This is a genomic window from Ferribacterium limneticum (genome assembly GCF_020510585.1).
In the GTDB taxonomy this organism is placed as follows: Bacteria; Pseudomonadota; Gammaproteobacteria; order Burkholderiales; family Rhodocyclaceae; genus Azonexus.
This window is the reverse complement of the sequence record NZ_CP075190.1, coordinates 3,546,519-3,559,330: the sequence shown is the minus strand read 5'-3', so window position 1 is coordinate 3,559,330 and position 12,812 is coordinate 3,546,519. Positions and strand designations below refer to the sequence as shown.

General features: G+C 58.7%; 10 protein-coding genes. 2 read left to right on the top strand and 8 right to left on the bottom strand.

Features of this window, described 5'->3' with window-relative positions:
* Position 1: 1 nt before the first annotated feature.
* Complete coding sequence (locus KI613_RS16990; protein ID WP_226401527.1) at positions 2-1,960, top strand: monovalent cation:proton antiporter family protein; 1,959 nt, start codon at positions 2-4, stop codon at positions 1,958-1,960.
* 48 nt (positions 1,961-2,008) lie between these two features.
* On the opposite strand, the gene KI613_RS16985 is transcribed toward KI613_RS16990, so the two are convergent.
* Positions 2,009-2,683, bottom strand: a complete 675-nt coding sequence (locus tag KI613_RS16985; RefSeq protein ID WP_226401526.1) for a prepilin-type N-terminal cleavage/methylation domain-containing protein — start codon at positions 2,681-2,683, stop codon at positions 2,009-2,011.
* A gap of 128 nt (positions 2,684-2,811) precedes the next feature.
* On the opposite strand from KI613_RS16985, the gene KI613_RS16980 reads away from it, so the two are divergent.
* Entirely contained in the window at positions 2,812-4,494 is a 1,683-nt protein-coding gene (locus tag KI613_RS16980; protein WP_226401525.1) for an ATP-binding protein, read from the top strand.
* Here KI613_RS16980 and KI613_RS16975 read toward each other — a convergent pair.
* From KI613_RS16975 to KI613_RS16945, 7 genes are all read right to left on the bottom strand, one after another.
* Positions 4,472-5,764, bottom strand: coding sequence for an adenylate/guanylate cyclase domain-containing protein (locus tag KI613_RS16975; RefSeq protein WP_226401524.1), 1,293 nt, complete (start codon positions 5,762-5,764; stop codon positions 4,472-4,474). The two genes, KI613_RS16980 and KI613_RS16975, sit on opposite strands and share 23 nt — an antisense overlap.
* 93 nt (positions 5,765-5,857) lie before the next feature.
* The gene (locus KI613_RS16970) at positions 5,858-6,619 is read right to left on the bottom strand and encodes a type II secretion system protein (protein WP_226401523.1); all 762 of its coding nucleotides are present in this window, start codon (positions 6,617-6,619) and stop codon (positions 5,858-5,860) included.
* Between the two features lie 6 nt (positions 6,620-6,625).
* Positions 6,626-9,142 carry a hypothetical protein gene (locus KI613_RS16965; protein WP_226401522.1) on the bottom strand — a complete coding sequence of 839 codons (2,517 nt, stop codon included), beginning with the start codon at positions 9,140-9,142 and terminating at the stop codon, positions 6,626-6,628.
* Positions 9,139-9,510 carry a hypothetical protein gene (locus KI613_RS16960; RefSeq protein ID WP_226401521.1) on the bottom strand — a complete coding sequence of 124 codons (372 nt, stop codon included), beginning with the start codon at positions 9,508-9,510 and terminating at the stop codon, positions 9,139-9,141. Before KI613_RS16960 ends, KI613_RS16965 begins: the two co-directional genes overlap by 4 nt.
* Positions 9,507-10,109, bottom strand: a complete 603-nt coding sequence (locus KI613_RS16955) for a hypothetical protein (protein WP_226401520.1) — start codon at positions 10,107-10,109, stop codon at positions 9,507-9,509. Before KI613_RS16955 ends, KI613_RS16960 begins: the two co-directional genes overlap by 4 nt.
* Complete coding sequence (locus tag KI613_RS16950) at positions 10,106-11,614, bottom strand: hypothetical protein (protein WP_226401519.1); 1,509 nt, start codon at positions 11,612-11,614, stop codon at positions 10,106-10,108. Before KI613_RS16950 ends, KI613_RS16955 begins: the two co-directional genes overlap by 4 nt.
* A complete protein-coding gene (locus KI613_RS16945) occupies positions 11,611-12,810 on the bottom strand; it encodes a type II secretion system F family protein (protein ID WP_226401518.1) in 1,200 nt (399 codons plus the stop codon). The genes KI613_RS16950 and KI613_RS16945 overlap by 4 nt, the downstream gene beginning before the upstream one ends.
* Positions 12,811-12,812: the final 2 nt, after the last annotated feature.

Below are 12,812 nucleotides of genomic sequence, written 5' to 3'. Positions count from 1 at the left end.
CTTGAGCGCACTCTCCCTCGTTCTCCTTCTGCTTGGCGCCTCGGTTCTCGCCGTGGTCATCTTTCGTCGTTTCAATTTGCCGCCGGTACTTGGTTACCTGTTCGTCGGCTGCGTCATCGGTCCGCATGCGTTGAACCTGATGAACGACGTTTATCGGGCCGAGCACCTCGCCGAATTCGGCGTCGTTTTCCTGATGTTCTCGATTGGCCTCGAATTCTCGCTGCCCAAACTGTATGCGATGAAACGCATCGTCTTCGGCCTGGGCATGTTGCAGGTTCTCCTGAGCATGACCCTGGTTGCCGGGCTGGTCATGCTCTTCGGTGTCACCTGGCAACTGGGCATTGCCCTCGGCGGTGTTTTTGCCATGTCGTCGACGGCGGTTCTGACCAAGCTGCTGGTCGAGCGCCAGCAACTCGATTCGGTGCATGGGCGGGAAATCATGGGCGTCCTGCTCTTTCAGGATCTGGCCGTGGTTCCCCTGCTGGTAATCATTCCTTCGCTGACCCAGCCGCCGGAAAAACTGGCCATGCTGTTGGCGGTGGCTTTGTTCAAGGCAGTCGTTGTGCTGGCCGTGATTCTTGTTTTTGGCCAAAAGCTGATGCGCAAGTGGTTCCATTTCGTCGCGCGTGCCAAGTCCTCCGAAGTTTTCGTCCTCAACGTCCTGCTGATTACCCTGAGCTTGGCCACCCTCACCGAGCTGGCCGGGCTGTCGCTGGCGCTCGGCGCATTTGTCGCCGGCATGCTGATTTCTGAAACCGAATACAAATTGCAGGTGGAAGAAGACATCAAGCCTTTCCGCGATGTGCTGATGGGCCTGTTCTTTGTGACCATCGGCGTCAAGCTCGATTTGCATATCCTGGTTGGCCTGTGGTGGCAGGTCTTGCTGGCGCTGCTCGCCTTGTTGCTGATCAAGTCGTTGGTTGTCGGCCTGCTTTCATGGCGTTTGGGCTCCTCGCCGGGCAATGCCATTCGTTCCGGCTTGTGGCTGTGCGCCGGCGGCGAATTCGGCTTCGTGCTGCTCGGCGAAATCATCAATATGCCCAGAGAAATCCAGCAGGTCGCATTGACCGTGCTCGTCCTGTCGATGCTCATTGCGCCGTTCATCGTGCAGTACAGCGAGCGGATCGTGGTGCGTTTCGTCGCCAGCGAATGGATGATGCGCTCGATGCAATTGACCAAGATCGCCGCCCAGTCGATGGGCGCCGAAAAGCACGTGATTCTTTGCGGTTTCGGCCGGAGCGGGCAGTACCTTGCCCGCTTTTTGAGTCAGGAAAACATCACCTATGTCGCCCTTGATCTCGATCCGGACCGCGTCCGGGAAGCCGCGGCAGGCGGTGAAAACGTGGTTTATGGCGACGTCGGCAGAAAGGAAGCCTTGCTGGCTGCCGGCCTGATGCGAGCCAGCGTGGTGATCGTCACCGTCAGCGACACCCAGTTGGCCGAGAAAGTCCTGCATTACGTTCAGGAATCGCGTCCCGACTTGCCGGTGGTTGTCCGTACTTTCGACGAGCGCGATATGGATCGCCTGACCCGGGCGGGTGCCACCGAGGTCGTTCCGGAGGCGCTGGAAGCTAGCCTGATGCTTGCGTCGCACGCCCTGGTGCTGGTCGGCGTACCGATCAATCGGGTGCTCAAGCGCATTCGTCAGACACGCTCCCAGCGTTACAGTCTGTTGCGCGGCTTTTATCGCGGCATATCAGACCGCGATTACGATGACGACGATGAGCACCACCCGCGTCTTCACTCTGTGCTGCTGGCATCGGGCTCGGCTGGCATCGGGCAGACACTCGATGCGCTGAACCTTGACGAACTGGATTGTGAAGTCAGCGCTATCCGTCGGCGCGGTATCCGCGCGTTGGAGCCTGCCCCCGAGACACGGCTGGAGGAAGGCGATGTCGTCGTCGTCCTCGGTCTTCCGGAGGCGGTGACTGCCGCAGAGGAACGGCTGTTGCAGAAGTAAAAAAAGCCCGCCGAAGCGGGCTTGGATCGTCTTGCTTGGTTTTGCGTTTTAAGAGGCAAAGCAAACCGAAAATAGTTGGCTGTCTTGAGCGGTTCCCGCGACGATATTCTCAAATTGCGCTGGAGCCGCTTGGCGATCAGTGACAACGCGTATTGAGCCAGTTTGAGTGTTGCCATCGTCCATCATGATGTCAATCTGGCGTGCATAGCGCCCCTGAATACCGGATGAACAGATGTAGAAGGATCCGTTCCAACCAGCGATGATCGGATCTCCGGTAATGCCTATGTCTCCGCCTTCTGCATTCCGCGGAATGTAGTCTGCGGCGCCAAGAATCGCAGTGCCGGTAGCCAGGTTTGCAACTCGGACATGCTGCCAGAACATGTAGGACTCGTCAGTTTGCGCCGCGCCGATCCAGACGCCATTGATTCTTCCATCTCCCAGTCCTGCCGGCGGATTGGCAGGAGCGCAGGCAGCAACACGAGCACACACGGCTGTCGCCCCCAAATGATCGGTTGCCGCGCGATCGTCGCCAGGAAGGGCGCGGTATTTGTCTTGATAGGCATAAACAAAGGCTGAAATACTTCTGAAATCGTTGGCCAGGTTCTTTACCTTGGCGCTGTTGATCAACTCCTGCCCCTTCAGTACGCCGCCCAGCAATAGCCCGATAATGACCAGCACAATGGCGATTTCGACAAGGGTGAAGCCTTTTTGTTGGTATTTCATGGCATGCTCCGGTTAATTTCTGAGTATTCCTCCGCAAATTTCGTGCCTATGCGTTTTGGCGTAGATTTGACAATTGTTGACGTAGAGTTGGGTGGTAAGTGTCGAGATATGGACAGGGTGTCTGAAATATGAACACCGGGATAGTTGCCAAAATTGCCAGCCGACTGGCTGGCTGGCCGCATTTCCTGTTGGCCTCCCATTTGCTGATGCTTCATACGCTGGCATTTGGCGGGTGGAAGATTCCTGCCGTTCGCCTGCTCTGGGTGGCTGCTCTCGGACTATTCCTGATCTGGCAACCTTTCGTTGCCGGCGAGCGTCGAATCGAATTACGGCAAGGTGTTGTGCTACTCGGCCTGGTTCTGATGTCGACCTTGTTACTCGGGCCATGGCTGCTATTGATCTGGTGTGGGGCGCTGGCCGCGGCTATCGGCGGGCGGGTGCTGGGGACAGAAAGGCATAGCGAGCGCTCTGGTTACCTTCTGGCGTTTGGCTACCTGGTTGGTATTACGGTTCTGGGCGTGGTTCCGGAAATCTCCCCGGCTGTCGCCATCGACCCGCTGTTGCGCGGGCTGCTTGCCCGCTTCATGCCCCTGTTTCTGCCATTCCTGCTGATTTTCCCGGCGCGAGCGCCTGAGCGAAAATCCGGTGAGGCCTTCGACCTGTTCTACGGAGTAATGGTTTTCCTCATCCTTGCAGTATTTGTGCTGGGTACGCTGGCCTACATGCTGGTAGGTGGGGCCGGCTATGTTGAGTCCTTGTTCAAGACTTCGCTGGCGGTGGCCGGTGCCTTGCTCGTCGTGGCCTGGGCGTGGAATCCGCGCGGCGGCTTTTCCGGCATCGGCTCGGCGATTTCACGCTACATGTTGTCGCTTGGCATGCCGCTCGAGCAATGGCTGGTACAGCTTTCGGAGGAAAGCGAGCGGCATACCGATCCGGCGCTGTTTCTCGATGCAGTCATGCTGCGTTTAAAGGGCATACCCTGGGTTGTCGGTGTTTCCTGGCGTGCGGGAGAGCGAGTGGGGCAATCCGGCGAGCAAACCTTGTACGCACACACTTGCCAAGCGAACGAACTGGCGTTGTCAGTCCATTTTCATCACTCACCGTCACCGGCCATGCGCTGGCATGTCGAGTGGCTGCTGCGCCTCGCCGTCGAGTTTTATCTGGTCAAACTCCAGACGCACCAGTTACAGCGTATGGGCTATGTTCAGGCCATTTACGAGACTGGTGCGCGGGTGACACACGACGTGAAAAATCTGCTCCAGTCCTTGCAGGTACTTTGCTATGCCGCGAATCAGCCAGGTGACCCGGCCGAGGTGGCTGCCTTGCTGGGCCGACAGTTGCCGCAAATCGCGGACCGCCTGAAAGCGACGTTGGATAAGTTGCAATCGCCACAAATCGAGAGTCTGGAGCAGGTTGAGGCTGGCTCGTGGTGGCGCCAGTTCAAGGAGCGCAATGGTCATTTGCCGGTTGATTGGCAGGGCGAAGCCAGACCAGGTCATTTCCTGCCCGGCCCCTTGTTCGACAGCGTGGCTGAGAACCTGTTGCAGAATGCGCTGGCCAAACGCTTGCGCCAACCGGGCCTCGGTATTAGCGTACTTTTTGCCGATGGCAGCCTGACGGTCGCCGATGATGGTCAGACCATCGCTCCCTCCCTGGCCAGTACCTTACTCAAGGAGCCGGTCAATTCTGAAGATGGTCTGGGAATCGGTTTGTATCACGCCGCACGGCAAGCGGACGGGGTGGGATATTCGTTGGTCCTGGCTGAAAATCGGCCGGGACGCGTTGCGTTTACGCTGTCAGTTCACCAGTAGGCTGCGTTTCTCGCAAGCCATTCAATCGATAAACGAGCGTATTTCCCTTGCCTTTGAGGTAGAGCGACTGTGGCTCATCGAAAGAGAAGTGCTGCGCCAGGCGTAGATGGGTGGTTGCATCAACATGGATCATGCCCGGGGTGCCTTCGCTGGTGATCCGGCTGGCCAGATTGACGGTATCGCCCCACAGATCGTAGATGAATTTCTTCTTGCCGACGACGCCAGCGACGACCGGCCCGGTGCCGATGCCGATGCGAACATCGAGATGCATGTCGTTGACGGTGAAGTCGCGATGCAGCAGGTCGCGCATGGCGATGGCCAGTTCGGCGATGGACCGGGTGTAGTTGTTCTGCTCGTTGTTGAGCCCGCCGGCAACCATGTAGGCATCGCCAATGGTTTTAATCTTCTCCATGCCGTAGTGCTCGGCCAGTTCGTCGAAGGACGAAAATATACGGTTGAGCATGGCGAAAACCTGCTGCGGGGTCATGCCCTCGGCAATCCGTGTGAAATTGACGATATCGACGAACATGATCGTAACGTCAGCAAAGCCATCGGCGATGGCCTGACTGTCGTGCTTCAGACGTTCGGCAATCGGGCCGGGCAGGATGTTGAGCAGCAGGCGTTCGGAACGATCCTGTTCGTCCTGCAGCAGACGATGGGTTTCTTCCAGGCTGGCTTGCGTCTTGGCTTTTTCCTGAACCGCGTAGCGTAACAACAGGTAAACGATGCTGGAAATGGCAGCAAAATTGAGCGCGAAGAAAAAGACGCTGGTCCGTATCGATATCTTGGGAGCATTGCTGGCCAGGCTATCCGCCAGAAAATAGTCAAAAAAGCCGGATAGCGCAGTCAGGAAGATATAAGCAAAGAACCACGCCAGCGATTCACGAACCCCGAAAAATAGCACCGCGCCGATAGGAGCGAGCAATCCCCACAAGCTGGTGCCGCTGGCCGTGATGAAATTGCCGATGCTCCATTGCACGGCAAATGGGGCGAAAAGAAAGAGGGCCAGCTGCGAATAGCGAAAGAGATCGAAATTGCCGCTGCGAAAGTAGTAAAGCAGGTTGCCAACGAGCAGCAACTGGAAAACGAAGGGAGCGTTTGCTGAAAACTGCGGTCCCATCTGGCCATAAAGAAAAAGCCAGAGCATTGAGCCTGCACAAACCAGGCCCGTGGCGAATACCAGTAGCGACTTTTTCAGGCGCGTTTCGGCATCGTCTTCCGGAAGAACTCCACCGGTACGCAGGGCGACAAGGAATGGCTGCTGGCTCACGGGATCAGTTGATAACTACAAGGGGCAGGTCGGCTCAGTTTGGCAGTCGGCTGCCTGCCGGTCAATATGCCAAGGGGTTGGCTGGGTGCTTGCCTAGGGGAGTTTTCCAACGGCAACCAAGCGGGATTTGAGTACGGTGGGGATGATCCAGGTAACCAGATCGTCGAAATTGTCGGTTGGGGTGCGGGCGATGAAGGTCAGTGTCGCATTTGCATTCTCCGCCTCGTCACCTGCTGCGCCGGGTAATTGGTTGCCGGTGGTCTGATAGGCTCCGGCACCCCGGTTGCCGTGGCTGACAATGACGGCAGGGATGGCCGATGCGATGTCATTGCCTGAACCGTCCTGAATCTTTGCCCGACCGTTGGTGTCCAGCGTGAAGCGGGTTCGCCGTCCCGCATCGATCTCACCTTTGATAAGCGGATCAGAGAATTCGTATCCGACAAAATACGTAAACCGATTTCCCCACACGTCGCTTTCCTGAATGCCCAGCAAGCGCCATGGGAGAGTGCCGTACTCACGGGTGCACTGCTGATCGGTGGCGATACATGCGTAGGGGGCAATGTGGCCACGCGCGACGCCGCATTGTTGAACGACTTCGTCACCACCGTTAGCCGCGACGGTGGGGTCTGCAGGGCATGGCAAGCGGCCGTTCGCCATGGCAAAACCGAGCAGAGCATCGCGAATGACGTCCAATTGTTGCTGGGTTTCCTTGTTCTGGATTTGCTCACGCTGGCTGGAGAGGCCAAGCATTAGTCCGCCGGAGAGCAGGGCGACAATCACCAGCACGATCGTCAGTTCGACGAGCGTGAATCCCGAGTTTTTGGGCATCTTGACCGGTATTTGCAGGAAGCTCATGGGGTTTCAGTAGGCAAGGCGATCATTGAACGTTGGTGAAACGGTCTCGGTAACGAAGCGGGGTGATGGGGATTGCGCGTCGCCGTTTCGCGAATTGTCCGCGTTTATTTTTTCCAGATAGCTTCTGGTTTCGCGGAGAGTGCGGTTCTGGGTGTTGGGCAGAGCTTTGCCAGCGGCGATGGCGACGGCACGGTAGTTACCGCTACCGTTAACGGTTAGCAGTCCAATTGGCGGGCGAACGCGGTCGGCTATCTGGTAGAAGAATACGTTCTTCCAGGCGTTTGCGGTCCACCACGTTTCATCGCCGGTGGCCGGTGTCAGGAACAGGCAGGCGTTTCCATACCATGTCGGAGGCGCGGCAGCTTCTGCCATGCTGGTTTCCAGCGATGCATCGAGCCTGGCTGCGGCGCTGAGAAGGTCGTTCAAGAGGCCAAGGGTCTTGTTGAAGGCATCCCGGGCTAGCGTGGCACCTTCGTCGGTCGCATTCTTGTTGTAACTGTCGAGCCGGGTGATGGTTCCGTTGCTGCCATCAAGGCTGTCAAGCAGCTTTCTGGCGGCTGTGTATGCCGAGGAGTCGCTGTCTTCCTGGGACGAAATTCCTTTTTTGGCCAGCCGCGCCAGATCGGCGGCTTGGGCGATGGCGGTGTCGCTCCAGTAGATCACTGTTTTCGCCGGAGTGCGCAGTGTGCGCGCGGTCGTAACGTTGGCCGGTGGAGTCTGTTGTGCGCCAGTCAGAGCAATGGCCACGGATTTCAAGGTTTCGAGAGCAACGTTGTCGCCGTTAGCATCCAGTGCCGTCGCCAGCGCATTGAGTTGAGTCGCTGCTGTTTCCGCATTTGTCCGGATCAGGGTTTGATCGGCCCCTGTTTTCGCGGCCGCCAAGGCATTTTCCAGGGCGCTCAAAGTTGCAGATCGGGCTGCTATAACGGCTGTTGAGCCGGTCGCTATGGAGGTGACCAGCGTTTTCGACGACTCAAGCGTCCCGACGAGAGCTTCGCTGTTCGAAGTGGCCAGTACGGTGCCGATGCTTGTCGCTCGGAAGCTGACTTCATCGGCATCGACATTGACCCGAGTGGCGAGAACGGTGGTTTCGACCAGTCGATTGGCGTTGTAAAGGTTGGTGGCTTCGGTGAGCGCTTGTTGTGCAATCGGTTCAGCAATCGGTGCGCTGGGATAGTTTTTGGCCAGGTTGACGGCGACTGCCGCATTGGTGGCCGATGTGTGAGCCGCACTGATCTTGCCGTCAATGTCCGTGTTTATGGTTCCGCTGTATTCCAGCAAACTGTTTTTGAATAGGTTGACCGGGGTGATCAGTTTGCCGAAATTGGCTTTTGTCGGGGCTCCGGTAGCGATATCGATGCTGGCTTTGAGATCCGGGTTGTTTAACTGCAACTCCATTAAAAATAGATCGAAACCGTTATTTGCCAACGAGTCGTTGAGTGCTGTCAGGCTCGGCAGGGCGCTTGCAATGGCTCCAGGCAAGGTATTGCCGAAGGCAGCGAAAGCTCCGGCTGTTTTTGTGGCGGTGACGATGCTGGCATCCAGTGCGGTGAAATCAGCCTTGGATTTCGTCGCCTTGTCCGAGAGATCGACCGCGGCCTGGTACTGGCGGTCAAAGAGAGCCCGAGCATAGGCGGCCTGTTCTTGCAGCTGATATACGGCAGCGAGTTGATCGGCTGCGGTCGACGCCGAATTTAGGCTGTTTTTGGTGGCAGTCAGTTTTGTGATCGTATCCTTCAAGGCCATTTCAGGGTTGCCAGCCTGGGTGTCCGGCACCATCCCGAATAGGCTTTTGGTTGCTCCCTTGAAAATGTTGTTCGACAGCGGTGCTGGCCAGGGGTAGGTGTGCTGGAGGTTGCTGGCGTTGGTCGCATGTTGTTCGAGGCAGGTTCGCAGCTCGTTGGCAATACGCTGCTCGACGGCGGTCATCAGCTCCTGGCGGGTAACGGCGATGACGATATCGTTGTCTTCGGGAGAGTTTGAGGCTCCGTTGTAAAAATAGTCGTCGCCATCCGCATTTGCGGTATCGAGTGCTCCTCGCGTTGCGATGATTACCGCGGCGATGTCGTTGCTCGCGCTGCCTGCAGGAACATCCAGGTGGAGTGAGGTGGGCGTATCGCTATTAACCTTTTTATTGACGCTCTTGCCGCCAAAGGCGGGGGAAAGGTAATAGCGAAATTTTCCCCCTTGCGCATCGGTGTTCTCGGCCAGGTTGAGCGTTGACCACGGGAGCCAGCCGCCATAGCTAGCGCAGTCGTCTTGGGTGAATGTGGGGGAACGCCCGTCTCCAATGATGTCAGGGCAAAGGAGTCGGCCAGGGCGTGTCGCATCATTGACGGCATAGGCAATGACCGTTTCCTTGGCTTGTGCCAGGCGTTGCAGAACGCTGTCGCGCTCCTGGGTTTGGCCGCTGCCGATATTGGCATTTCGATAGAACGCATAGCCCCCGGCCAGCAGAAGCATGACCAGCAGGGCGAGGAGTGCAACACCCCTCTGTGCGGAGGGTGGGGCGCGGTGTTTCATTTTGTGCTGCCGCCGCGTTTTATTTCAATGCGGCCGCTACCGATCACGCTTTCGCGCTCGCCGGTCGCCGGGTTGAAGGTGTCGCCGACCGGGACGCGCGGGGGCGGGGCGGTGCTGTCCCAGTCGGCTTCGCCGTTGATCCAGCGGGTGCGCCGGCCGTTGCTGCTGCGCACTTCGCCGTTGATGGTCTGGCTGGCTTCACCTTCGCCGACGTTGGGCTGGAAGCCGGGGTTGTGCTGGCGCTGGGCGTCGAGTCTGGCCCGTTGCTGCGGATCGAGAAAAAGGCGGCCGAGCGGCGCTTCTTCGGCAAAGCTGGGGGTGTTAGCCAGTGCCAAAAGTAGAAGGGCGATCCGTCGGGCCGAGTTCATTTTTTTTGGTTCGCGGGGCGGACGGTGAGCCACTGCATTTCGCATTCGGCACCAAGCTGGGCGAGCCCCTCGCGGCCATCGACCTGGCGCGGCAAAGGGGCGAGCTTGCAACTGCGTACGATGACCAAGGCCTTGGCGTTTTTCTGGACGCGGGCGAGGAAGTTCAACAGGTCCTCTTCGTGCAGCAGGCGGAGTTGCAGGCGCATGGGGCTGGTGAACCAGGCGTAGGTCGCGTCGTTCCCGTTGTCCAGACTGGTCTGGGCGCCAAATTCGTAATTCATGCCGGGGAGGCGAAGTTCGCGCTGGGTGTCGCGGAGCATTTCCATCCAGTCGAGTCGTTTTTCCTCGCCGGTGATCCCGGAATTCTGCAATTGTTTTAGGAGTTGCGTCCGTTCTCTGATTTCCTGCTCTTCGGTGCGGACCTGGCGCAGGCGTTGTTCGATCTGGTTTTTTGCTGTCGTTGCGACATTGCGCTCATGCTCGGCCTTGCCGGCCTCGATCTGGCTGCCCCAGACGAGCAGACCGGCGACGACAGTCATGGCGAGGGCGGCGAACAGCGGCAGCCCGAGTTTCTGGAGATCGCGGCTGGTCAGCGTCATGGCGCAGTGCTCCGGACGATTTCAACGGCAAATTGCCGGGGCTGGGCTTCTTCATCCAGCCCGTCACCACCGCGCAGGGCGCGGCCGGATTCGATGTCGAACGGCCTTTGCAGGACGTTGATCGTATTGGCGGGGTCGGCGCGCAGCGCGTCAACAAACTGGTCGAAGACGGCCAAGGTTTGCCGGGCCGTTGCCCGCTCAAGACGGATGGAGCCGCGCACCGTGGTAATTTCGGGCGCGCTAGCCTGGTTTGTTACGGTCAACCGGGAATTTTGCCCAATTTTCCAATCGATACCTTCGAGCACGATGGCCGGCATGCGGTCGAGAACCCGGCTTACCATGCGGTAGCTCGGGGCTGGCTGGCGCTGCTGGGCGATCAGATCGCCATAACGGTTGGTCAGGCGGCGCAGCGTCTCGTGGTCGACATCCAGTTGCGGGAAGGTGGCGGAGATTTCCTGATAACGATGGTTGAGATCGGTTTCGCTGGCGGCCAGGGCGCTGGCTTCGGCGCGCAGGTTTTGCGCATCGTAGGTTTCCTTGGCGGCAAACAGCACACCACCGAGCAAGGCGATCAGTCCGGCGGCGATCAGGCCCTGGCGAATTTGCGACAGGCGGAAATGGTGGCGATGCGTTTCGCCGGCAAACTGCTGGGCGGGCGGGGCTGTCGCCAGCAGATGCAGGAAGAGCTGGTCGCTGCGATTGTCGGCGGGCAGCGTGTGCAATTTGAGCTGGTGCGCGGCGACATGGCTGTCGATCAGCGTGAAGTTCAGCTTGCTGTGCTCGGGGCAAGCCTTTTCGATGGCCGGGATGGTCAGCGGATGGGCGACGATGAAAGCTGGGAGACTTTCGTCGCGCCCGATCAGGCGCTGGCCGATCAGGTATTGGTGCAGCTTGCCCGCTTCCGCCGCCAAGGCACTGGCGATGCCGGCGATGCTGCTGTCGGTGAGCGGTGCCATGCGCGAGAAATGGGCATTGCCATCGACCAGATAGGTCTCGCGGATCGAGTGATCCTGCACGGTAAGCAGCAGGCAGCGACTGCTGTCCTGGCCCAGCTTCTTGAGTAGCAGGCCGCCCAGTTGGGCCACCGTGTAAATGCCGGCCAGCGGCACCGCGGCATCGCTGATCCGGCGCAGCCACGGCTCGAAATGGGCCGGATTGGTCAGGGCGGAGAGCAGCAGCTTTTCATTCTTGCGCTGGCTTTTCTCGTAGCCCAGCGAAATGGCTGCGGCGAGTGGCGTGCCGAGAAAATGCTGGCCGATCTTGCGGGTAATCAGCGTCTGCCGGTCGCCGCCTTGCAGGAAGGGGATGGTTTCCAGCGCATGGCCTTCCTCGGCGACATTGGCCAGCAGCGAAAACTGGCTGCTGCTGTGCTCGCCGAGATATTTGGCAAATTGCTGCAGGCCGTCCTCGTCGTTGTCGAACACCCCTTCGGCACGCAGGTTGCCCTGCTGCCAGGCATGGGCCGACAGGCGATGGGTGTTGAGATAGAGGAGGCGGCAGCTCACGTTTTGATCTTGCTGATGACGTCGTAAATGGGGCCGATGACCGACAGCATAATCCAGCCAAGCAGGGCGCCCATGAAAAGCGTCAGCATTGGCTCGATCAGCGCTTGCGCCTTGCCGACCGATTCCTTGACGTCGCGGTTGTAAAAATAGCTGACGTTGAGCAGCGCCTTGTCCAGGCCGCCGGTGCTTTCGCCGATGCGCAGCATGCGCACGACGAGCGGCGGAAACAGGCCGACATCGCGGAAAGCGCCGGCCACATTCTGGCCTTCGCGGATTGATTGCTCGACGCGTTCGAGCGCCTTGCGGACGACGCGATTGCCGACGACGGCTTGCGTCGTGCGGATCGACTCGAGTACCGGGATGCCGGAAGCGTAGAGCATGGCGAAGGTGTTGGCGAAACGGGACAGAATGATCTTTTTCAGGATCGGGCCGATCACCGGCAGGCGCAACTTGATACCGTCCAGACGAAAGCGCGCCAGCGGGTTGCTACGCAGCACGGCCTGCAAGGCAATGACAGCGATGATCGGCAACGCCAGAAAAACATACCAGTAGCCAACCAGCAGGTCGGAGATAAAAAACAGCAGCTTGGTGTGCGGCGGCAAGACATGCCCCATGTTCTTCACGAACAGTTTGAGCTGCGGGACCATGTAGATCATCAGGAAGAAGGTGGCGGAGAGCACGATGGTCGCCACGAAGGCCGGGTACATCAGCAGTTTTTTCGTGTGCGAGGCCAGCTCGTCTTCCCATTTCAGCGATTCGGCCAGACTGGCCAGCACATCCGGCAGCTGGCCACTGGCCTCACCGGCACGGACCAGGTTGCCGAATACCTGGCTGAAGATTTCCGGATGGGCGCTCATGGCCTGTGACAAGGTCTGGCCGCCTTCGATACTTTCGATCAATCCGGCCATCACTTCGCGGAAGCGCGGATGGTCGACCGAGTCGCGCAGGTCGGTCAGCCCTTCGAGGATGGGAACGCCGGCCCGGGTCAGGTGTTCGAGGTGAAAGCAGAAGTTGATCAGTTCCGGCCGGGGCACGCTCTGGCGACCAAACAGGGCGCGATGTTTGATCGGCGAACCGGTGATCAGATCGAGATTCATGCGCTTCAGGCGCATTTCGAGATCGACCAGATTGATTGCATCGAGTCGTCCGTAGGTCATCCGACCTTCCACGCTGACCGCCTTGTAGTCAAACAACACGG